Here is a 20266-nt window from a genome sequence, read left to right as displayed (position 1 = left end):
TAAAAAAGCCTCACATATAGTCATCTAACTATACGTGAGGCTTTTAGAATTTTAAAATTTAAGCAGTTTCATCAACGTTACACTTGGCAAGCCACTTGGAATCCAGTAGAAACTGCATCAATAATTTTACCTACATTATAAGCATCTCCAATAACTCTTACGGGAATTCCTTTTTCCTCCAGAGCTTTTTTAAGTTCATTTCCTACAGGTGTTTGACCAACAGCTAATACAACCTTCTTTGACCGGATAAAGCCCATTTTACCTCCTTTACCTACTATCACTACGCCTTCAGGAGTAATCTCAGAAACTATATTACTTGTTCTTATTGTAATACCTAACTTAGCAAATTGTTGCAGCATATCAAACCGACTTATTGGCTCCATATCCATAGCTATATCAGATAACATCTCAACTACTATAACTTTAGCTCCTTTTTCAGCCAGATAATGTGCAGCTTCACAACCTACTAAACCACCACCAACAACAACAACCTCTTCATTCTTTTCAACAGATACTTTCCCCGCAAGTACATCCCACGCCTGAACAACAAAATTATTTTCTTTTTCTAATCCTTTAATCTTAGGTGTCACAGGTTTAGAACCCGCAGCAAGGATTACGTAGTCTGGAGAAAGCGAGGCAATAGTTTCAGCATCTGCAGTAACGCCACTCCTAATTTCTACACCGGCTCTTAAAAGTTCTGCCTCAAGCCAGTCACGGAACCATTTAATTTTAGCTTTTCCCGGCGCAGCTGAAGCAATCTCTAACTGGCCCCCTAGATTTTGTTTCTTTTCGTAAAGTATTACCTGGTGTCCCCGTTTTGCAGCGGTATTAGCTGCCTGCATACCTGCTGGCCCTCCACCAACGACTACAACTTTCTTCTTAACAGGTGATTGTTTAATTTCACCATACACACCTTCACGGCCAGCCACCGGGTTAACTGTACAACGGAGACGGAGATTCGGGAACACACGACCACCTATACAACCAATGTTACAAGAAATACATTTGCGTATTTCACTGCTTCGTCCTTCTCTTGCTTTTTTAGGCCACTCTGGATCAGCAATTAATCCACGACCAATAGCTACAAAATCTGCCCGCCCCTCAGCAATGATTTTTTCTGCGAATTCTGGTTCACGAATAACACCAACAGTAATTACCGGAATACTTACTACTTTCTTTATTTCTTCTGCAAGATATACACGCCAACCTTGTTCGAATCTTGACGGTTCCAATAAAGTGGGCATTGAATCATATACCCCAGCACTTACATGTAACACATGCACACCAGCTTCTTCTAACATCTTAGCAATTTGTTTTCCTTCTTCTAATGTAATACCTCCTTCAATAAACTCGTCAGCACTAAAGCGGAAACAAATTGGATAGTCATCTCCTACTGCTTCTTTTATCCTACGAATTATCTCTAGAGGAAAGCGCATTCTTCCCTCGAGATTGCCACCATACTTATCAACCCGCCGATTTGTTCGAGGTGACATAAATTGTCCAATAAGATACCCATGAGCGCCATGAAGTTCTATTCCATCAAACATTGCACCTTTAACTCTTACAGCAGTGTTAACAAATTTCTGGATTATTTCTTCTATTTCATCAATAGAAAGTTCTCGCGGTTGAATGCCTAAAAACGAACAAGGAACACCAGAAGGAGAAACTGGTTGAAGTCCTTCTGTTATACCAGGAGTGGTTTGAGCACCAGCATGATGTATTTGCATAAAGATTTTAGTGCCATAACTATGCACAGCCTCTGCTAATTCAAAAAATCCAGCCATATATTTGTCATTATCAAGCCGTAGCTGACAAGCAACATTTTTTCCTTGAGGATAGTCGACCTGCACATTTTCTACAATTATAAGTCCAACCCCACCTCTTGCTCTTGCTGCATAGTAGTCAATAAGCCTTTGGCTTACTGATCCATCCTCATTTGCAAGGTTTGTTGCCATCGGCGGCATAACAATACGGTTTGGGATAACCAAGTTACCTATTCTACCTTCCGAAAAAAGATTTGGAAAATGCGTCATATCGTTTCCCTCCTTGATTTGTGATTGTTGTAACATTCTCTAACTAAAGTTACTATTCGCCATTGCCTACAAAATTCCTCCTGCCCTTGAATAAAAATTTTAAATAAAAATATCTATTTTTAAATTTTCACTAAGTAAAACTTGTAATAATATAAAATAAAATGCGCATTTGTGACGTTGGGAACAACCTGCACGAAGCTAAAACTTGAACCGCTCCAGTCCTAAAGTCAGGCATGCTGAAGATATCTGCAATCAAAATAAAAAGAGCAGCTTGACCTTTAGGACCAAGTTGCTCTTAAAAAACTATTAAATGAGTATATCAAAAAATCCTTGTATATCCTGATAAAACAGAAATTTATTTTAAAATCACTATCATTTTTACTGGTGGAGGCGGGGCGTACCGTACGAAAACCACAGTCCCGACCTCTGTGTTGAGAAAACGTAATTAAATTTTACTTGTATTTTTCCACTTTGAGCATTTTTGCATGTTAGGGAGATAAAATGGCACCAAAAATTCCATTTGTCATATAACAGTAAATCCTTAAATTTTTTAAAGTATTCTCGTATTTTTTCTGCTTCCTTCCAGCATTTATCTTTATATATCATTTTATAAGAACAAAAGCCTCAGCCGTGAAGAGAACAACTTTGACATTTTTCCATAAACTCCATGTGTTGATCGTGCTTTTCTCTTAATAACCTATATTAAAATCTGCCCACATGATAACTTAATATTCAGCTGAGCCATCCAAAATGTTGGGCAATGGTCATAGCTGATGCAAAAGTCTTAACAAAATCGGATAGCAATCCGTATATTCTTTTTGCTCTATCCATATTCCCGTTTTGCAATGCTTCCCGCATCATTTTAACATCGTTAATTGCATCTTGCTTTTCTTGGCCTGATAGTTTGCTATTGATTTCAGAAAGAAGCTCTGAAATCATTGCATCAATTTCAGAAGTATTGCTAATATTTTGGTTATTATGATCTCCAGTATTAAAAATACCATTTTGAATTGTATTACCAGAAATTACTTGATTCTTATCCATAATATTTAACACTCCATTATTATTGATTACTATTGGTAATCCAGATTGATTTAAGAGAGTACCTAAGGAAGCTTCTTGTCCATTCTCAATGTTCATCAGACAGGAATTTCTCCTCTGAGCATGCTGCCTCTCTTTAGTTTTTTTTTACAATATTGACGTACATATTCTTTATAGGATTCTGATATCTTGAAAACAGGGAAAATTACATCTGCAGTCAGTTCAAATTCATGACCTAATGGACACTCAATAATATCACCTGAAGCTACACATGAATTTACTATATTTACAGTCGCATAACATTCTGGACACCTAATATCATAAACCACTTCAAGTTTTTTTTGTTCAACCAAAAATAACAAATGTTTAAAAATTTCTGACAGAGGGAGTGAAATATTGCGAGTAAGTGCTGTAGGATAAAACATTTTGATGGCTGAAAGCGCAGCTTCATCTACCCAACGTTCAACATCCCAGACAGAACTCATAAAAAATCCCTCCCTCTACTCATTTATTATATCTGTAAACGATCGCGTATGTACCTCAATACCCCCTCTGTTGCTGGGGTAATAAATTGAATGCTATTTGTTGTTAAACCTACACGAATAGTATATAATTTCATAACGTTATTCTCTGAATAAGGAAACTGAATATATCCACCTTGTGGTTGTATGAATGGCCTTATATAATCATAAAGCGGCAACCCACGAAGATCCCTACCATTTACTCCCATACCAATTCTATTAAGACCATTAAGTATTAATGCTGTAAAAGGTGTCGCTAAACATTCCTCCCCAAATTTTTCTCTGGTACTTTCAAGAAAAGTTTTTAGTGCATCAAAGTCTTCATTTGCCAAATATTTATCTAATTCATTTAAAATTTCAACTACTATTTTGGCTTGATCTTCTGAAATATTTTCAAATGTTTCTGGTCTAGCTTTTGCATCGAAAAGTTGTCCACAAAGAGCATCTGCGATAGCTTCTGCATTATACCTAAACTGGTCAACAAACTTAATTTGTGAAAGATTTATCTGTTGATGGGCTATTCTTGCCAGACTTTGTGCTATTTTTTCAGCTTTTTTTGGTTCTGATCTTACTTCAATAATTTTTTTAGATTCATTGATATAAGCAGTTGTTATTTCAGCCTGTGGACGATAGCTCACTTCTGTTCCATATACAAATCTTACATTTCCTACTCTATACATAAAACGTAGGTAATACTCACCAGGAGAATCACCTTCAGCACCAGCTATAATTACTGGTTCGGTTGTAATTGCATTAGTTTCCGGTATTTTAATTTCCTCAAATGGATTAAATGACAAAGAAGATATTATTATATTTTTAAATCCATGCAAATCCGTATCCAAAGTAAACCACGTTATCGATCTTTTTCCGCCAAGTAATTGATGTCTAGCATTCTCAAGAGCGTATAATTGTAATTCTTTGTTACCACGAATTCTTTCCCATATTCGTTCACACAATTCATCTACTGTACCTTTGTCAGATAATTCCAATTTTATACAAATATCTCTTAAAGTTTCTTTCGGTAAAGAGATAATATCACTCCAAAAAGCAATGTTTTCAATTTGAAGCATTAACAAATCCTCCTACTAGTATTCCAATTGTTAGAAATATATTCGACAGAAAATTTTAAATTCCTTCTACGAAAAAAATCACCCCCGGCCTCAACCGGGGGTTTCTCGTAATGCCATGTCCAGCTCGCAATCCGGGCATATTCCCTCGCCGTCCCAGGCAGACTCGCAGATGGGGCACTCAGAGGCTTTTAAATGCATCAAGCGGGAAATTGCGCCCAGGGCAGGCGGTTACAGTTGCTCCAGGTACTATTTTGACTACTTCCTTATGGCCAAGTATGCCGGGCTTATTAAACACTTTATACTTTAACCATCTCACCAAGAGTTTCCCGGCTTCAATCTGTTCTTTTGTCGGGATGGTCTTCTCGAAATTACCATTAAAGCAAATTCCCACACTCATAGAATTTATTCCCTTCGCTTGTGCCCCCATCTCTACTGTGGCACTATTTAAGATTGCCTCCTTATTCAATGCTCTTCCTGCCCAAATAGTGCCATCTGGGTCTACAAGGAAGTGATATCCAAATCCTTCAAATCCTCTCTTTTTATGCTCCCGGTCAATCTCCTCCCAAGTAAGAGGCCTATCGCTTGCGGAGTGGTGAATAATGATATATTTTACATCTGCCTTCTTTATGTTTTTAGTGTCAATCTTTCTTGGTGCTGGCTTTATGACTGGAATTGCAATCTCATTTTTAGCTACCAAAGTCGAGTAATCTTTTTTCAAAAGGCTATAAGTTACAGGTCCAAGAATGCCATCTATTTTAATTTGTTTACTTCTTTGGAATGCTTTAACCGCGTTTTCCGTATTAACCCCGAAAATTCCGTCTATTTTGTCTTTATATATGCCCAAAGCTTTCAACATTTTTTGCACTTCAACAACCTGGCTCCCTTTATCCCCGCGCTTAAGCATTTTTCTCACCCTCTTTAAGCTTTAGGATTGCTTCTTTTAGTGCCCCGGGAACAGGCACTCCGCATTTACCTAAATTCTCAATAACGCTCAATCCCTCATTGGAAACATAAAAAAGCACCACGAGGGATCGAAAAACCTCGTTGGTGCCTGTCATTTTATCCAGGGAGGTGGCAATTGCTACAACTGCAAAAATGAGAAGTTTCTTTAGTATGCCTTTTGCCCCGACTTCACTCGAAAGCCTCTTCTCAAACCAAGCTGCCACAACCCCTGTGATGTAATCTGTCACCACAAAGAGCACAAGTACCTGCAGCAATTTATCCCACCCCCCTAATAATGTAACGAGTGCCGTTCCAAGCGCGGCAAAAACGTACCTGCCGTAGTCTAAGATATATTCAAGCTTCATGCTGTATCCTCCTTCTCATAAAAAATGCAACAAAAAAAAGGGCAGCGTGGCTACCCTTTTATACTTGTCCAGCATATTGGTCTATAATGCTTTGATAGGTCAGTATTTGCTGCTCAATCGCATTAACATCATTATCCCTCTGTGCTATCCTTGCTTGAATTTGTGCGTATAATGCGTCTATGTCCGCCTGAGTTTGCTTCTTGATAAGCTCCTGCTTCGCTCGCAGAACCTCAATAGTTGCTTTAGCTTCATTAATCTGCGCAATTTGCTCTTGAGTTAAAGTCATATTAATCACTCCTTCTTAAATTTTTTAAGATACCAAAACCTGAGCCATTCGTAGCCAGTTGTGTTTGATTTCGGCAGCAGAACGGGCGATGTTGGAAATGCGGACTAATGCAATTTTCCCGTTAAACGCTTCTGCACCATTTAAAAATGGTTCTTCACAACCTATATAAAGATTTGATGTTACCGACGGAATACTGGCTGTAACACTTGCTGTAGCATCTGGATTACCGTTAATATAAATTGTTTGGGTTGACCCAACATAAGTACATGCTACATAATACCATTTATTCAATGATATAGCTGATTGAGATACCAAATTTGTATAACTTGAAGTGGAAGTAGCTATATGAAAACCTAAATTATAGGTATTTGAATATCTGCCAAGTTTATATTGAGCATAAGGGTTATTCCACGAACCATTTGTATATGTTTTAGTAACAATTCCGTCCCATCCGTTATTCCACGAAGTAAACATAAATACAACTTCTAATGTAAAATTATTTGTAAGGTTTAATAAAGATGGATTACTTACTACCACATATTGGTTGTAATTACTGGAGGCGTTTTGAAAAGATAATGATGTATTATTAAAAGGGGTTTTAGTAGTTATGTCCCATTTGGCGCTGTTTATTGTTCCATTATATCCATTCCCGCTATAATCTTTTACCGTCGTTCCGCTACCCTCCGTAAAATGCCACAAACCAACAGTATTAGCGTCTTTACTCAATCTACAACTAATCATTAGGTATCATCACCACCGTTACTAAAAGATTGTTTCCTCCAGGCGTTGTGCTGCCTACTTGGTCTATATCCAGCGTGAGTCTGTCCCCTGGTGCTAAAGTATTAACCTCAATTGTAGTTACATCGACTCCTGCGTTAGTACCAGCGACCACCTTAGGCCTGTTTGTTTGCGTGGTAAAAATAGTCGTACCATTTTTATTTAGGTCTATGATTAAATCAGCTCCAGTTGGTGCGGTATCGGAGTAAATTTTTACTCGGGTGATTTTATAATTCCCATCCGAAAGCCAACCCGCAAAATTTGTTTTGACAAAAGCGTCACCAGGGATGCAAAAAGTAATAGTTTTCTGAGATAAACTCCCAACTTCTTTCCATTGTGTACCATCCCACTTTAGAGTTTTATCTGTATCGGTTTCGTATATATGCTGACCTTCAACGGGATTAGCTGGTCTTGTGGTTGAAGTGCATATTAAAATCATATTTTGAAGTGGCTTCTCCTCAATATCGTCCCACTTTACCACGCCTACTTTGTCCCAAGCCGTGCCGGTATCGCGGTAGATAATCTTTGTGTCAGTAGCAATGTAAATGCGCCCTGCTGTGCCGGGAGTAGGCTTAAAAGCGTCAGCTCCAGCCTGGATGGAGGGGACGCCGCCGGCGTTTAGAACTCTTGTAGCAACTTGTTGATCAGCGTAAGCCTTTGCATTACTTTCCGCTAAATTAGCTTTTTCTTGGGCACCGGCTGGAGTTTCAAAGATAAGGGACTCATCTATAACCGCACTTACGCTTGAGGCATTGCCAATAATGGTTATAATATCGATTTGTTTCTCAATAATATCAGACCCTCCGCCGGCTGGGATGTATTCGGCTAAAGCATCAGCATTACCATAGCAATATAATATCTCTCCAAGATCCGGGTCCTGGGCAAAAACTCCTATTTCACGTAAATAAAAGCCCTGTGTTAAGTCCTGATTACTTAGGACAGTACCAACAATGGCTTTACCACCAGAAAGTGTTTTTATTTTTATTATAGGTAAAGACTTAACCTCATGTTTAAGCGCCGTTAAATCTAAAATAGAGCTACCGCCTAATTCTCCATCACCAACAGCTATTCTCGTAAAAGTTAGTTGTGTGCCAATTTGAGCCTTTGCCTGCAAAGCTCGTCCTTTATTTGTAATAAATAGCCCGCCAAATGCAGCCATCTAAACCACCTGCCTCAACTCTAATCTGTCGCCCATATAAATCACTCCAGCAAGGTAGAAATTGATGTTATCCGTTATTGTAATTTCAATCTTTTCTAACCACGACCTGGCATTCTTAACAGACTCCAATAGTTTGATGAATTCATGTGCCTTTTCGTTAGTAACTGCAGCATTATTGGTAACAATTTTAAACTTATATGGTTCCCCTCCATATTCCCACCATTCTATCACCTTACCATCATCGAATAAAGCCATTATTATTTCTTCAACTGCTGCCGGTGTACCTTTTCTCCTGTGCCAGTCCAATGAATTCTTTACCAGGGTCCGCTTTTGCTCTATCGGAAGCCCTGCATCGTAAAAATCCACATGAAACTGCCATGCCAGAAGGTCGACTACCGACTCGGGCAACTCTTCAATTCTGGATAGGAGCAAGCACTGGTCAATCGCAGATGTAACCGCCTGTAATTCCTGGTCCAGGGCTTCAGCGGCGGACCTAACCTTGCTATCCTGGGCAATATTGGGCGGCAAAATATCTATTAGCCGAATTTCTCGAATATTAATCATCTTCTAAACCCCCATATTGTACAGAAACAGTACCAGCTATTGCTACCTGGGTAGGGGCAATCTGGGTAAATACTGGCGATATAACTTCTACTCTTTTGGCGCCAGCAGCCATTACCCTGGCAATCAATTCGGAAGGGTTAACGTCCCGGCCTAACCGCGACTTCTGCCATATTACATAGTCGTTTACTGCTTTTGTTACAGCTTCTTGTATGCTGGTCACTAAGGTTGCATTTTCTTGAGCTACATAGTAGGTTAGTTCCACGTTATAAGTGACCACTTCCGGGGCTATAACCAATACTTGGTCAGTAAGAGGCCTTATTTTCTTATCATTGCAAATTGCAGAAACGGCATCTAATATTTCTTGGCTCGGAATTTCGCCATTTTCTAATAAAGGACGAATTTCCACCTGACCGGGTGCCGGCGAAGTTACAGAAACATCGACAATAGATTGGTGGGCAGATTTAGCCCAAAATCTATAACCATCTTCAGGCCCAGCCACAGAAAAGCTTTCAGGCGCGACCCTTATTCGCTCGCGATAATTTTCATCATCCTCTTCATCTACCCCTCCAGAACTGGAAGTTATATTTTCTACCTTTTGAATCCACGGCAGAGGGTCAATAAGTTTATTGATTTGCCCGACCAGCCAACCGTTGCCTACAGTTCCTGGCGTAGTGCATTCCGCCAACACATCAATTTGGGTTGTCCCGGCTGGCACTGTCGTCTCTTCCACTGTGGCAAAAAATATTTGACCATCTGGCGTTGCCCTGGTACCGGCAGGGATAACGACAGCTTGTGGTTGCGGTGAGGATAAAGTAAAGCGCAACGTGGTTTGTGCTGCTTTTGCCGGCAGTCTTTCAGTTCTTACCCGTGCTCCGATGTGGTCCAGATAAACCCCTTCTGCGTATGCCAGGAGATTTTGTTTTGCTGCATAATTAATTAAGACCCTCTGCTGCGCAATAATGGCCGCAATTGCTTGCAAAAATAATCTTACAGGGTCACCAGGAGCCAGCTTACGTCCAGATACACCTTCGTAAACAGTTATAATATTCTCCTCAATTTGAGTTACGTCGGTTGAAACAAATTCAATTTCGGGTAGATTTTTTAAGCTACTCAACTAACCTCACCCTCACTTTCGGTCGGAGAACACCTTCTTGGGGGTCACCGTCAAAGATTACCTGGGTCACACTAACCCGTGGCTCCCACTCTAGGACTGCTGTGATGATTTCATTCATTAATCTTGCCTGGGCCACCGGCAGAGGATCATCCAGCCAGCTAATTGTAACACCAAATTCCCGATTTAGAGGTACAGAATACTTAGGAGTGCTGATTATGGTCCGTACATTTTGTAAGATTTCTGCAATTTTAGAAGACGGAGCAAAATCAATTTCTCCAGCTCCAGCCACAACCTCAAATTCTTCCAGAGTAGATCACCTCCTTAAACATACTCTTCCAGTTCAACTTCGATAACACTAACAAGAACATTGCCCCGATTATCCACATTATTCCATTTCTCTTTTACTGATTTAACGACCCATAGTTTATCACCTAACTTTTTGCCGCCGATCACCAGGGGTACTGCCTTCCCGGACCGTGCCAGTTTAGCCAATCTATCCCGTTCTTTTCTGGGATTAATTCCATAGGACACGTCAAAACGCATAGAAAAGCTGATTGTTTCAAGCTCTGGCCCCAAAAACTCCAATTTCGGCTTTGCAAGGTGTATGTCATGCTTAGCCCACCGGCCCTCTGCACTGCGTTCAAAATCGTCAAATGTACGGATTGTCTTATCCGACACAACAAATACCACATCACCTAAAGCTCCTATCATGTTTCTCACCACCTACAGCGGCGGACCGGTTGGGCCACCCAAATCATTTTCCGGATGAACATGGTTTTTAAGGGAAATCCCATCGGCAATAACGTCCCCAGTAACGTTGATATTACCGGAAGCAACAATATTAATTGGACCTACAGCATTAATGGTTAATGTATGCGACGCCCGGTCATATTCTAATTTCGTCCCGTCCTCAAATAGAATAACCCTTTTATCTTTGCTGCTTGCGGGTAGCTGGTCATCGTCAGAATATATGGAACCGAGAATAAACCCATCAGCATTTCCGGTTGGTAAAAAAATGCAAACTACATATTCTCCTACATCCGGAAGCCAGTAATCTTTATTCCTCAATGTTTGACGCTGAAGGACGGGTAAGTCATGGGAAACAAGGCCCTGTGCCTCAAATAATACCCTGGCAGTTGCTGTATTTGGGTTTACAGAGGATACACGTCCAATTTTGATAAGACTCTTCAAGATATTTTCCATCAATACCCCTCCAATACACTACCACTCCAATACACGGCGAAGTTCCAGCCGTATCGTATAGCCAGGGCCGCTGTGCTCTGCCGTCTCTACGAAATATTTACCGTCAAATTTACCCCAGCCTTTTATCATCACCGTGACTCCAGCAACCAGCCGAATATCACCAAGCATAGTAAGGCTGAACTTTACTTCTTCCTTGTTCTGTTGTCTAAGTCGCATTTTTGCCAAATTTATCGCTTCAGCTAAGCTTGAAACCCTTTCATTAATAATAAGCGTTTTCCCGGTTTTAGGGCGATTTGGTGGTCTATAAGTATATTTGATAACTTTTTTATTGCGACCTTCATATTCCACCCGGGCCGCCGAGTAAACTTCACGAGTTGCCGATACTCCGTAATATGAAATAACCGGTGATTTGCCCCGAGTAATAGTAATAATTGGAACCATTTTTTCATACTTACTTTCGTCAAAAATTACGATTTGTTTGTTAGTAATTTTCAGGGCTAAGCCAGCGTCTTCGCATAGCCGAAGTAAAAAAGAAAGGTCTGATTCGGCGGTCTGTTCAATGCGGTCATAAGTCGGATTGTAATTCGTATCGTACAATAGCTTTAAACCAGCATTTTTAGCAATATCTTTGGCTATTACAGATAACCTGGTCTTTTCCCATGCTTTAGTTTTATCTTCTCCTCTCAGCGAAGAAGATACTGGCACGGAAACCGCCTTGATTGTAACAACATTAGGAGGCCCAGAACATTCTATTTCGTCTACCTCAAACGTGCCTAAGGGAAGTTTCTTCATCGTTCCTTCTTTCTCCCAATGTTGCGCAATTAAGGACGCCGAAAGAGTAGCCCCCTTCTCCGGCATCCAGGATGAATTCCATATTCCCGCCTTATCTTCTAGGGTTATTTGCAGGTCATCAGCCTTTCCGCTGGCATAATCGGTATATGAAAAACCCAGCAAATAAGGGGCAAGATCTGCGGAAATATCTTTTTTGTTGTATTTTAAATAAAGCTTAGCCCGCCTGGATTCAGCCATTATTCTTCACCACGCTTCCAGGGCGGAAGAGTTGTCGGTATAGGAGTTTCTATCTCAGGAACTTTAAGTTTTACATTGGCACTAAAAAACACCGTTTCCCGGTGTTCTGGATTGGCTTCTATAAGTTTTGTCATATACATTTCGCTGCCATAAACTTTTAGAGCAATAATATCCCATGTATCACCCTGAACGGTTATATACTCACGCATAACTCAACCGCCTTTCCTGACGCAGGAAAGCTTTATAACGTCTGGCAAAATCATCTTCAGCGGATTTTGCTGCCCGACGAACTTGTTGTTCTACATCATTTCCGCCGTAAATATTATAGACCGGTGCATAAGTGATATTAGGACCGCTTCCCGAAAATACTCCAAGAGCTTCTCCTGCACTTGCCCAGATAGACTTTGCCCTGGCTGACCCATCCAGCGGCACAACTGCTTCCGGTCCCTTTTCAGCAAACCAGGCAATATGAGGCTTAGTAAATATACCTCCTTCAGCATGACCTTTTAGCTTTAGCTTTTCATTAATAAGAGCATTGGTACTTATACCACTTGTACCTTTTTTCTGCCCAAAATTAACCCGACCAATAGTATTAATGTGTCCAATATTTATACCCGGAATTTTATTTAGCTTATCAATAAAAGAATTAAGTTTAATAATCAAATAGTTAAGTTTATCAATCACAAAGTTTATTGCCGAGGCTGCACCAGATTTTAATCCTTCCCAAAGTTTATTCATTACGGCTCGAGCTTTTTCACTTCTCTGGTAAAGGATATACAAACCTGCTGCTAAACCTGCTACCGCAATGACAATTAAACCAATAGGGTTGGCAGATAAAGCTGCATTTAATAGCCATTGAGCAGCAGCCCAGGCCCTGGTAGCTACATTAATAGCCAAAGTTTTTGCATGGTATAAAGTTAACCGTCCTACATTCAACAACCCTTGCCCAGCTCTTTTGGCTGCATTCCATGCTTTTTGGGCTATTGTAGCTCCTTCTGTAGCTGTCTTATATTTCATTATTAACGAATACAAAGACGTAAATGGGCTAATGATAATGCTGATGATATAACCCAACCCTGTTAAAGCAACACTCGCACCGAGGATTGCAGCAGTTCCCAGCACCACATTTCTTGTTAATCCAGGATGCTTCTCCGCAAATCTTTGCACCCATTCTGCACCTTTTGCTAAAAGTTTAGCGATATCATTTACCTTCGGTCTTAAAATATCACCAATTGATATACTTAGCTTTTGAATCTGGTTCCGGAGTAATTGCAAACTATTTTCGGTAGTCGCGGAACGTGCTTCAAACTCTTTTTGCATGCTGCCGGCATATTTACTGGAATCTCCAACCGCCTTAAAGTTTTTCTTTAATTCATCAAGTCTTGTAAGAAGCGGTGCAATAGCTCCAACACTTTCTTTTCCAAAGAGGTCGGTCAATACGGCTGCCTGTTTATCTTTTGGCAATTTTTTAAGCGCTTCTAAGACTTTTAGTATTGCCCCCTGAGCGTCTTTTTGCATCATTTTAGCCATTGATTTAGCGTTTAATCCAAGTTTTTTATAAGCTTCTGCTTGAGATTTTGTTGCACTTTCACCTGCTACAAGCCCGAGAATTAAATTTTTTATCCCAGTTGCAGCAATTTCTTCTTGGATACCGACTGATACCATTGTGGCCCCCAGGGCAGCAATTTGACCAGCGGCCGCACCACCAACCTCACCAAGCGGTCCTATCCGGCGGACAACTTCGGAAATTTTAGGTGCTGAGGCAGCAGTTGTATTACCCAGATAGTTTATCTGGTCGGCCAGGGTATTGACCTGCTTTTGGTTCATACCAAACGCCGTTCGCCACTCGGCCATCATCTGTCCGGCTTCTTCAGCTGTTATATCGAAAGCTACCCCCATTTTGGCTGCACTCTCTGCAAAACTAAGTAGTTCATTCCGAGCAATTCCCGCCTGACCTCCAGCTGCAACAATCTGAGCCAGGTCCTTTGCGGCCATAGGTATTCTGGTTGATAGGTTTAATATATCTTTCCCCATCTGTTTAAACTGCTGAGGTGTTTCAAAATCGACCACTTTTCTCACATCAGCCATAGCCGATTCGAACTCAATAGCTGCTTTCACCGGCGCGCCAAGAGTAATCCCAGTTTCAACCGCTCCAAGCAAGTTACCACGCATCTTATCCCGAAAAGTACTTATTTTCTCCTGAACTTTAGCTGCTTTTTCGGTCCTCTGAATTTGGTCGGATAGCTTGGAAGATGCCTTTTGCAGCTGAGCTGATAGCTTTGCATATGCTGCTGCATATTCTTCAGCGGTAATTTTACCGGCCTTTTGAGCCTTTTCGAGTTCCCTCAAATCTGCGTTAAGAGAAGCTACTTGCTGACTTAATTTTTGCAGCTTGTTTCCAGCCAGAGTAAAACTACCATTAAACGAGGAATTTATTTTCCCCGCAAGTTGAAAAACAAATTCAAACATACGAGCCATGTTTTAATCCCTCTCTTTGCCGGGCGCCACTTCCACTATTGCCTCAAGCCAATCAATTAACTCTAAAACAGGCATACTCAACCAAAAAGAAATAGGAGTATAAGTTTTTGCAGCCATGATAATAACAGTTTTCATTAAAGTCTTATGAATATCGCATCCGGTTAAATCTGCTCTAATAAAAAATTCTGTACCGATAATGTAACATTAGTAAAATCCTTTGCCGGCAATGCAAGTATCATATCTACAGGAACTTTTCCAGCTTTAGCCGCTATCACTGCTAAATACGTCTTGGATAGCTCTAAAACAGGAGAATTATCTCCTAAGGCACGGGCCTGATTTGAAGCATTAATTAAATCATGTCCTGTTAGCGACTCAAAATCCAAAATTATTTCAGTATATTCCTTTCCTTCAAAAACACATGGCTTGGAAAAAATTATCTTCCCCATCGTCCTAAAACCCCTTTCGTAGTATAATTTTGGATAGGGAGGGATTTTTATGAATATTTTCGCTTTAATTTCTGATATCATCTATTACGTTGCAACAATTTTGTTTGTTTTGTTTGTTGCCGGAGTTGTATTAGCTTTTTCGAGTATTTTTGGATTCTTGTTGGGTGCTTTTCTGCAAAGTATTATCGGCAAGTGGGCGTTTTGGCCTGGTTTTGTTCTTGGCGTAATAATTTTTATCGTTTATTTATACGAAAAAATCTTTGGTGACGATAAACCAAGAAAATCACCATCTCCGTTTGCAATAAATCGCCGTATAAAATTTGTAAAACATTATTTTAGCAAAAAATAATCCTGAGAATATAAGGCCCACCTTTTTTTAAGAAGGCGGGCCTTATTTGTCTTAGCTTAATCCTAACGCTTGGCGCACCTGCTGCAAATAATCAACTCCATTAACCTTGCAGATATAATTAAATTTATCAATCTCCAAAACTTCTGTCCCGTCTACAACTACCTTTAAATAAACCACTTCAAACTCATTAGAAGCGTCACCTGCTGCACCTACTTCGAGTTTCCCAAGTTCCGTTTTCTTGGGGATGCCTCTAACTGTAACTTTTAAGGGTTGTACTTTATATTCACCCGAACCAGCATCATAAATTTGTGTTGCCCCACGAAAATCTAAATTATGAGCACGCGGCGCTGCAAGATGAACAGTAGGCTTCACAACAGTTCGCCAGTTAACCTTGCAGGACATATTACCAAAATGTCCGAGGACCGGACTTTCTACTTCACCAGCAATCCCTGCGCCCTTAATCGTCTCGGTCATGGCATCAATTGATGGCAGCTCTACGTCGGCTATACCAAGTAAGTCAATGCCATCCTCATAAACACGAAAATTTATTAATTTTTCCGGAACTTGATTCAAGTGTTACACCCCCTTTAAGCGGCAAACAATGCCTTAAGGTATTCTGGGTCATACTCAACAACGAAGTCAATCTCCCTGGCCGGCGACGGCGGAGTGACATACACATGGAAGCGAATAATGCCATCCAATAGATCCGTTTCCGGGTTCTCCTCAGGGACAAATTCCACCCGACCGCCAAGAATATAACCCCTTGCCGCAAGACCGTTAAACCAGATGTTAGCCGAGTCAACTATTGTTTCCACCAACCGCCTGTTAATCGGAAAATCTACTTTTTGCCAGAAAGTAAGCACCAGAGTATTGGCTATCCAGTCGAACATCCGGCGAATAGGTAGGAATGCATCTTTCGGATCTGTTACTGCTGGATAGGCCCCGGTCCGGTTACCCCAGGCCTTCCAACCGCCAATAAAGTTTAAAGCAGTAATTATGCCTTGACCATTCAGGTATGCAGCCTGATCCGGCCCCAATGTTATCTCCGTACCATCCGCCAATACCGCTCCATTAGCCTGCAAAGACTTATTCGAAGGGCTGGCATACGGAATATCATCGTTTTCTGCATCTGTCCGGCAAATTACCCCGGCCAACTGAGTGGAAAGATGATATTTCTCCTCGCCAAGCTTCACCTTAGGCCAGCAGACAACCTGGCGAGCAGAAGTATAATTGTTATCATTTTTCCAGGCCGCAACATCCGTGTAGTTTTTCACAGTGCCTGTTGGTACATCAGTTAGCGCAATACACTTAAAGTGACCATTAATATTGCTGGCCTTGGCTACCATTACCGCAGCCACGGTTGGGTCTTGAGACCATCCTGGGGCCAGGACCATGCCGGGTACCAGTCGGTATAATGGAAATACTTTATTGAGCAGTTCAAGCCCTTCATATGCTCCCGTGGCAACGTCCACACCACCTATAATATCAGCTGCTGTAACTGCTGCTGGGTTCAGGTGGTCATAATCTACTGTTAATGTTGCACCCGCCGGTATGGAACCAGTGGTCAACCGATTAATTACTGCCTTTCCGTCGCTATCAAATTCCACCGTATAGTCTGTATTTAGAGTGTAGGTAGTAACGCCATCCTGGCTTTTTACAACTACAGAACTCTTAAGTACGCCGTAGTTGGCTAACGTTGCTTGATTATCTACAAGGGTAATACTTTCTGCAGTTACATGCTGCTTATGAACAGCCGGATCAAGGACGTTAACCAGGACCACCGGTGCAACATTAAATAAAGCAAAATGGGATTTTATAAACTCACACAGAGTATAATTGGCCCAGTCATCACTGTAACCAAATTGTTTTACAGCCTCTTCATAAGTGTAGCAAAGTATCGGTTTGTTTACAGGTGCCGGTTCGGTCGCCAGATTAATTGGTGCGGTACCAAAAACCACCGGTAGGCCAGCACTGGTGCGGACCGGCGGAATTACGGATGTCGGTATCTCCGAAACATAAACACCGTGTTTGTAGGTCATCTAACTAGGCACCACCTTTCATTGTAAATTGGAGCACTTCTTGAAAAGCGGAATGCTCCGGTGTTCCCTTGGTTGCAATAGCAGTCTCAACCCTGGCTAAATCTTCTACTGAAACAAATAACCTTTTTACTGCCGGGCATTTTTCAAAAAGCTCGCCAAGATGGGATGGCAAACCGCCTTTATATACTGTGTAGCGTTGCAGAATACCTCCTGGAATATTTGGGCCGCAGTAAATTATCCTCTCAGATTTGGGAGCGGATTTTGTATTCTTGCCGCTCATAAATCAACCTCCTCCATTACAGGATGAGCAACCGTCCAAACAGTAGTCATGACCCCGATCCAGTGAGGATACGGCTGCTCTTCAGGAATTTCAAACTTCATTGGATATTCAACTCGAAATTTTCTGGCTATTACCCGCCGCTTAAAAAGTTCTTGCCAGATACGCTGAATCATATTGGCAGCATCGCGCCATCCTTGCTGCGAATCCTCTGAATAAGCACCAACAATAATCTTAACGGTAACAGTAGCTCCTTCCTCTTTATCTACTCCCTCAGCCAACCGCACTATTACAAAAGGGAAATCCGGGTCCGGTCCTGAATTTTTTGGCGGCAAATAGCCTGTAACTACCTGGGGCGGTTTTACGTTATTTTGCTGGTTCGTTTCCAGTCTATAATTTTGAACTACTTCTTCAATAAACGTCTTTAACTCATCTATCAAAATAACTGGTGTAATCATTTACCCACGCCCCTTAATATGCGGTTTATCTCGTGTTCCAGCCGGCTTTCTAACCGTTCCCTGGCTATTTGCTCGATATACTCCGTAACCGTCTCATGGCCAAGCATCTGGGGAACTGAAGGGCCGTAAAGTTCGGTAATAGGCAAGCGTTCCTTCCCAACGCGCCTGAATACTCCTATATGCCCTGATTGCATTCTTGCCACGAAAGCTCCTTTTATTGGCCCGCCTTCTCCCCTCACTACCCTTGCAATTATTGGTTTTTTACGTCTTTTTGCCGGGGGAGCAGATGGGGTAATTCGAAATTTTGACAGTGCAATTGGACTTCCAGAAGCTCTTATAAGAGCAACTGGATTACTTATCGTTGCTTTCTTTATTTCAATCGTATCTCTTACATCTTTTGCTTTGATGTAATAACGTTCACGTACTTTTTTTACCGCAGCTGTTCTTGCTCCTTCGGCAGCTCGATTAAGAGCAGCAGCTACTGCTTTCTCAACTCCTTTAGGAATCCCTTTAAGCAGTAACTCAGCCCTTTCCATTTGTTCAGCGCTAACCGTAATCATGATTCATTCGCTCCCAGTACAATTTCCAAGACGCCAGATACTTCATTACATTCCACAACAAGGTACAGCTTTCCATCAAGCCGCAAATGCTGCCCAAATACCGGCCGGTTCACAAAGTCGCTCGCCCTAACATATACGGTTACTTCTCCTTTGTAAACTCCATCGAAACGCTCATATCTGTTGTCACTTCTGATTTTCAGGATATCGCTATCAACAATTGCAGGTACTTCCCGGCCATCTATATTGTGCAATTCGGCAAACTCATTTAAATTAAAGAAAGTAACTAAATCCCGTGTTATAAAATCTTTAAACGTCACCATAAACACTCACTACTTCCGTTTTTTCTTGGGACCTTGTTCCTGTTCATGTTTAAGTTCTTCGTTAATTACTTCCTCCTTAACTTTTTCAGCCGCCCTAAGTGCCACTAATTCTTCCTCTTCTAAGGTATTGAGCCCGGTAATGATACTACCGGGCTCATAAATCATGTTGCCAGCTTTTATCCTCCATAAAGCTTTTATAGCCATGTTAACCACCGCCTACAGGACCGTAGCAACATAAAGGCTGTCAATGTGCTGCGGCACTGGCAGCGGACGGGAAATCATCTGCACCCAGCGCACCGAAGGATCTTTTTCCACCCAGGACCTGGGCACCCGTGGTAAATCAAACACACCTTCTTCGACGTCAACGTAAGCACCATATAAGAGGTCAAATCTTGCGGAAGTGCTGGCCATAAGTACCGTTTTTTCAGGTACCATCGGCTTTTCGTTGCCATCATCATCAAGGTACCACTCGTCGTAGGTGTAAATATTGACCCCTAACTCTGCAATACGGCCGATATAGGTGGTACCGTTAGGCAAGGTTTGCGGATTAATCTGCCCGGTATCAACCAGTCTTAGATCAAGCAACTGCTGAATTTTGCTGTGACCAAGAAAAGCATCAAGCACGTCAGAAGCCATAATTACTATATCAGGGCTAAATCCGGAAGCCTTAATAATAGCCTGACGCCAGCGCTTCAAGTCGGCCAAAGGGTCAGAGTTCGGGTCGCTCCACTTTGCGGTTCCGGTAAGGACTTCTTTATTGGTGAGTCCAAAGTCAATTACTTCGTCTACTCCATCTCCGGTAATATGAATTTGCCCGGTAAACAACGCCTGGGCACACATCCATTCTTCCCGTCGGGTAATGATTTCATCTAATTCGGCAAGGTCTCTGCCAAGCTGTTCCGCTGCCCGGTCCTCCGGAGACATGCCAGAATAAAGAGGCTCTCCAGGCAAGCGTTTTAATAATTGCTCAGCAGTCGTTGGCAACTTAGGTGCAAGCATAGGAGCTTTATAGGTATTAGTACGATATCCTTGCCTCTCAACAACTTTCCCACCTATTTTTGGACTTACAAATGGAGCCATCCGCCTTTTGCCTTTAATAATATCAACATCCACATACTCAGTATCGAATGTCTTCTCGTTGGTGAAAAATGTGCTTTTCAGAAAGGTCCTCACTGGCTGCATCTGCTGGACGGCTTCCAACATTGTACGGGTAGAAAAAAGATCAATAGGCATTT

General features: G+C 41.5%; 28 protein-coding genes. 1 reads left to right on the top strand and 27 read right to left on the bottom strand.

Annotation, left to right across the window (positions count from 1 at the left end):
- Positions 1-77: 77 nt before the first annotated feature.
- The 19 genes from cpu_RS00700 to cpu_RS00615 form a co-directional block, all read right to left on the bottom strand.
- Positions 78-2033, bottom strand: a complete 1956-nt coding sequence (locus cpu_RS00700; protein ID WP_075858080.1) for an oxidoreductase — start codon at positions 2031-2033, stop codon at positions 78-80.
- Between the two features lie 732 nt (positions 2034-2765).
- Entirely contained in the window at positions 2766-3173 is a 408-nt protein-coding gene (locus cpu_RS00695) for a hypothetical protein (protein WP_075858079.1), read from the bottom strand.
- Positions 3173-3559 (bottom strand): hypothetical protein, encoded by a 387-nt coding sequence (locus cpu_RS00690; RefSeq protein WP_075858078.1) that lies wholly within the window; start codon positions 3557-3559, stop codon positions 3173-3175. The genes cpu_RS00695 and cpu_RS00690 overlap by 1 nt, the downstream gene beginning before the upstream one ends.
- Before the next feature lie 26 nt (positions 3560-3585).
- Complete coding sequence (locus tag cpu_RS00685; RefSeq protein ID WP_075858077.1) at positions 3586-4665, bottom strand: hypothetical protein; 1080 nt, start codon at positions 4663-4665, stop codon at positions 3586-3588.
- A 178-nt stretch (positions 4666-4843) separates the two neighbouring features.
- Positions 4844-5569: a peptidoglycan recognition protein family protein gene (locus tag cpu_RS00680; RefSeq protein ID WP_075858076.1), complete on the bottom strand. Its 726-nt coding sequence runs from the start codon at positions 5567-5569 to the stop codon at positions 4844-4846.
- Positions 5562-5972: a phage holin family protein gene (locus cpu_RS00675; RefSeq protein ID WP_075858075.1), complete on the bottom strand. Its 411-nt coding sequence runs from the start codon at positions 5970-5972 to the stop codon at positions 5562-5564. Before cpu_RS00675 ends, cpu_RS00680 begins: the two co-directional genes overlap by 8 nt.
- A 58-nt stretch (positions 5973-6030) precedes the next feature.
- A complete protein-coding gene (locus tag cpu_RS00670; RefSeq protein ID WP_075858074.1) occupies positions 6031-6258 on the bottom strand; it encodes a hypothetical protein in 228 nt (75 codons plus the stop codon).
- A 24-nt stretch (positions 6259-6282) separates the two neighbouring features.
- Positions 6283-6999, bottom strand: a complete 717-nt coding sequence (locus tag cpu_RS00665; RefSeq protein ID WP_075858073.1) for a LamG domain-containing protein — start codon at positions 6997-6999, stop codon at positions 6283-6285.
- The gene (locus tag cpu_RS00660) at positions 6992-8194 is read right to left on the bottom strand and encodes a phage tail-collar fiber domain-containing protein (RefSeq protein WP_075858072.1); all 1203 of its coding nucleotides are present in this window, start codon (positions 8192-8194) and stop codon (positions 6992-6994) included. The genes cpu_RS00665 and cpu_RS00660 overlap by 8 nt, the downstream gene beginning before the upstream one ends.
- Positions 8195-8758, bottom strand: a complete 564-nt coding sequence (locus tag cpu_RS00655) for a phage tail protein I (protein ID WP_075858071.1) — start codon at positions 8756-8758, stop codon at positions 8195-8197.
- Positions 8751-9872, bottom strand: coding sequence for a baseplate assembly protein (locus cpu_RS00650; protein WP_075858070.1), 1122 nt, complete (start codon positions 9870-9872; stop codon positions 8751-8753). Before cpu_RS00650 ends, cpu_RS00655 begins: the two co-directional genes overlap by 8 nt.
- Positions 9865-10161: a GPW/gp25 family protein gene (locus cpu_RS00645; RefSeq protein ID WP_200800613.1), complete on the bottom strand. Its 297-nt coding sequence runs from the start codon at positions 10159-10161 to the stop codon at positions 9865-9867. Before cpu_RS00645 ends, cpu_RS00650 begins: the two co-directional genes overlap by 8 nt.
- Positions 10162-10193: 32 nt before the next feature.
- Positions 10194-10583 carry a phage tail protein gene (locus cpu_RS00640; protein WP_075858068.1) on the bottom strand — a complete coding sequence of 130 codons (390 nt, stop codon included), beginning with the start codon at positions 10581-10583 and terminating at the stop codon, positions 10194-10196.
- 12 nt (positions 10584-10595) lie between these two features.
- On the bottom strand, positions 10596-11075 hold the full coding sequence (locus tag cpu_RS00635) for a phage baseplate assembly protein V (protein WP_075858067.1): 480 nt from the start codon (positions 11073-11075) through the stop codon (positions 10596-10598).
- Positions 11076-11093: 18 nt separating this feature from the next.
- Positions 11094-12104 carry a phage late control D family protein gene (locus cpu_RS00630; protein ID WP_075858066.1) on the bottom strand — a complete coding sequence of 337 codons (1011 nt, stop codon included), beginning with the start codon at positions 12102-12104 and terminating at the stop codon, positions 11094-11096.
- Complete coding sequence (locus cpu_RS00625; RefSeq protein WP_075858065.1) at positions 12104-12313, bottom strand: tail protein X; 210 nt, start codon at positions 12311-12313, stop codon at positions 12104-12106. The genes cpu_RS00630 and cpu_RS00625 overlap by 1 nt, the downstream gene beginning before the upstream one ends.
- On the bottom strand, positions 12306-14582 hold the full coding sequence (locus cpu_RS00620; RefSeq protein WP_075858064.1) for a phage tail tape measure protein: 2277 nt from the start codon (positions 14580-14582) through the stop codon (positions 12306-12308). Before cpu_RS00620 ends, cpu_RS00625 begins: the two co-directional genes overlap by 8 nt.
- A 3-nt stretch (positions 14583-14585) precedes the next feature.
- Entirely contained in the window at positions 14586-14717 is a 132-nt protein-coding gene (locus cpu_RS14100; protein WP_268761768.1) for a hypothetical protein, read from the bottom strand.
- 26 nt (positions 14718-14743) lie between these two features.
- Complete coding sequence (locus cpu_RS00615; protein WP_075858063.1) at positions 14744-15028, bottom strand: phage tail assembly protein; 285 nt, start codon at positions 15026-15028, stop codon at positions 14744-14746.
- Positions 15029-15077: 49 nt separating this feature from the next.
- On the opposite strand from cpu_RS00615, the gene cpu_RS00610 reads away from it, so the two are divergent.
- Positions 15078-15377, top strand: coding sequence for a hypothetical protein (locus cpu_RS00610; RefSeq protein ID WP_075858062.1), 300 nt, complete (start codon positions 15078-15080; stop codon positions 15375-15377).
- Positions 15378-15428: 51 nt separating this feature from the next.
- Here cpu_RS00610 and cpu_RS00605 read toward each other — a convergent pair whose 3' ends face one another.
- Genes cpu_RS00605 through cpu_RS00570 form a run of 8 tightly spaced genes read right to left on the bottom strand, consistent with a single transcriptional unit; the run spans position 15429 to position 20264 of the window.
- Positions 15429-15950 (bottom strand): phage major tail tube protein, encoded by a 522-nt coding sequence (locus cpu_RS00605; RefSeq protein WP_075858061.1) that lies wholly within the window; start codon positions 15948-15950, stop codon positions 15429-15431.
- Positions 15951-15964: 14 nt separating this feature from the next.
- On the bottom strand, positions 15965-17416 hold the full coding sequence (locus cpu_RS00600; protein ID WP_075858060.1) for a phage tail sheath family protein: 1452 nt from the start codon (positions 17414-17416) through the stop codon (positions 15965-15967).
- A 4-nt stretch (positions 17417-17420) separates the two neighbouring features.
- A complete protein-coding gene (locus tag cpu_RS00595) occupies positions 17421-17696 on the bottom strand; it encodes a hypothetical protein (protein WP_075858059.1) in 276 nt (91 codons plus the stop codon).
- Entirely contained in the window at positions 17693-18151 is a 459-nt protein-coding gene (locus tag cpu_RS00590; protein ID WP_075858058.1) for a hypothetical protein, read from the bottom strand. Before cpu_RS00590 ends, cpu_RS00595 begins: the two co-directional genes overlap by 4 nt.
- Positions 18148-18711: a phage tail protein gene (locus tag cpu_RS00585; RefSeq protein ID WP_075858057.1), complete on the bottom strand. Its 564-nt coding sequence runs from the start codon at positions 18709-18711 to the stop codon at positions 18148-18150. The genes cpu_RS00590 and cpu_RS00585 overlap by 4 nt, the downstream gene beginning before the upstream one ends.
- Positions 18708-19037, bottom strand: a complete 330-nt coding sequence (locus cpu_RS00580; protein WP_077177093.1) for a hypothetical protein — start codon at positions 19035-19037, stop codon at positions 18708-18710. Before cpu_RS00580 ends, cpu_RS00585 begins: the two co-directional genes overlap by 4 nt.
- Positions 19038-19040: 3 nt before the next feature.
- A complete protein-coding gene (locus tag cpu_RS00575) occupies positions 19041-19235 on the bottom strand; it encodes a hypothetical protein (RefSeq protein ID WP_075858056.1) in 195 nt (64 codons plus the stop codon).
- Positions 19236-19247: 12 nt separating this feature from the next.
- Positions 19248-20264: a major capsid protein gene (locus cpu_RS00570; RefSeq protein ID WP_075858055.1), complete on the bottom strand. Its 1017-nt coding sequence runs from the start codon at positions 20262-20264 to the stop codon at positions 19248-19250.
- Positions 20265-20266 lie beyond the last annotated feature (2 nt).

It is taken from the genome of Carboxydothermus pertinax (genome assembly GCF_001950255.1).
In the GTDB taxonomy this organism is placed as follows: domain Bacteria; phylum Bacillota; class Z-2901; order Carboxydothermales; family Carboxydothermaceae; genus Carboxydothermus; species Carboxydothermus pertinax.
Note: the sequence above shows the minus strand (reverse complement) of the source record. Positions and strands in the feature narration are given on the sequence as shown.

Bases quoted from the DNA above. Each gene is read 5' to 3' on its own strand.
- cpu_RS00695 (WP_075858079.1), bottom strand. From the start codon at position 3,173: ATGAACATTGAGAATGGACAAGAAGCTTCCTTAGGTACTCTCTTAAAT.
- cpu_RS00575 (WP_075858056.1), bottom strand. From the start codon at position 19,235: ATGGCTATAAAAGCTTTATGGAGGATAAAAGCTGGCAACATGATTTAT.
- cpu_RS00640 (WP_075858068.1), bottom strand. From the start codon at position 10,583: ATGATAGGAGCTTTAGGTGATGTGGTATTTGTTGTGTCGGATAAGACA.
- cpu_RS00610 (WP_075858062.1), top strand. From the start codon at position 15,078: ATGAATATTTTCGCTTTAATTTCTGATATCATCTATTACGTTGCAACA.
- cpu_RS00595 (WP_075858059.1), bottom strand. From the start codon at position 17,696: ATGAGCGGCAAGAATACAAAATCCGCTCCCAAATCTGAGAGGATAATT.
- cpu_RS00635 (WP_075858067.1), bottom strand. From the start codon at position 11,075: ATGGAAAATATCTTGAAGAGTCTTATCAAAATTGGACGTGTATCCTCT.
- cpu_RS00665 (WP_075858073.1), bottom strand. From the start codon at position 6,999: ATGATTAGTTGTAGATTGAGTAAAGACGCTAATACTGTTGGTTTGTGG.
- cpu_RS00585 (WP_075858057.1), bottom strand. From the start codon at position 18,711: ATGATTACGGTTAGCGCTGAACAAATGGAAAGGGCTGAGTTACTGCTT.
- cpu_RS00570 (WP_075858055.1), bottom strand. From the start codon at position 20,264: ATGCCTATTGATCTTTTTTCTACCCGTACAATGTTGGAAGCCGTCCAG.
- cpu_RS00685 (WP_075858077.1), bottom strand. From the start codon at position 4,665: ATGCTTCAAATTGAAAACATTGCTTTTTGGAGTGATATTATCTCTTTA.
- cpu_RS14100 (WP_268761768.1), bottom strand. From the start codon at position 14,717: ATGAAAACTGTTATTATCATGGCTGCAAAAACTTATACTCCTATTTCT.
- cpu_RS00625 (WP_075858065.1), bottom strand. From the start codon at position 12,313: ATGCGTGAGTATATAACCGTTCAGGGTGATACATGGGATATTATTGCT.
- cpu_RS00680 (WP_075858076.1), bottom strand. From the start codon at position 5,569: ATGCTTAAGCGCGGGGATAAAGGGAGCCAGGTTGTTGAAGTGCAAAAA.
- cpu_RS00670 (WP_075858074.1), bottom strand. From the start codon at position 6,258: ATGACTTTAACTCAAGAGCAAATTGCGCAGATTAATGAAGCTAAAGCA.
- cpu_RS00675 (WP_075858075.1), bottom strand. From the start codon at position 5,972: ATGAAGCTTGAATATATCTTAGACTACGGCAGGTACGTTTTTGCCGCG.
- cpu_RS00655 (WP_075858071.1), bottom strand. From the start codon at position 8,758: ATGATTAATATTCGAGAAATTCGGCTAATAGATATTTTGCCGCCCAAT.
- cpu_RS00590 (WP_075858058.1), bottom strand. From the start codon at position 18,151: ATGATTACACCAGTTATTTTGATAGATGAGTTAAAGACGTTTATTGAA.
- cpu_RS00620 (WP_075858064.1), bottom strand. From the start codon at position 14,582: ATGGCTCGTATGTTTGAATTTGTTTTTCAACTTGCGGGGAAAATAAAT.
- cpu_RS00630 (WP_075858066.1), bottom strand. From the start codon at position 12,104: ATGGCTGAATCCAGGCGGGCTAAGCTTTATTTAAAATACAACAAAAAA.
- cpu_RS00700 (WP_075858080.1), bottom strand. From the start codon at position 2,033: ATGACGCATTTTCCAAATCTTTTTTCGGAAGGTAGAATAGGTAACTTG.
- cpu_RS00615 (WP_075858063.1), bottom strand. From the start codon at position 15,028: ATGGGGAAGATAATTTTTTCCAAGCCATGTGTTTTTGAAGGAAAGGAA.
- cpu_RS00690 (WP_075858078.1), bottom strand. From the start codon at position 3,559: ATGAGTTCTGTCTGGGATGTTGAACGTTGGGTAGATGAAGCTGCGCTT.
- cpu_RS00600 (WP_075858060.1), bottom strand. From the start codon at position 17,416: ATGACCTACAAACACGGTGTTTATGTTTCGGAGATACCGACATCCGTA.
- cpu_RS00660 (WP_075858072.1), bottom strand. From the start codon at position 8,194: ATGGCTGCATTTGGCGGGCTATTTATTACAAATAAAGGACGAGCTTTG.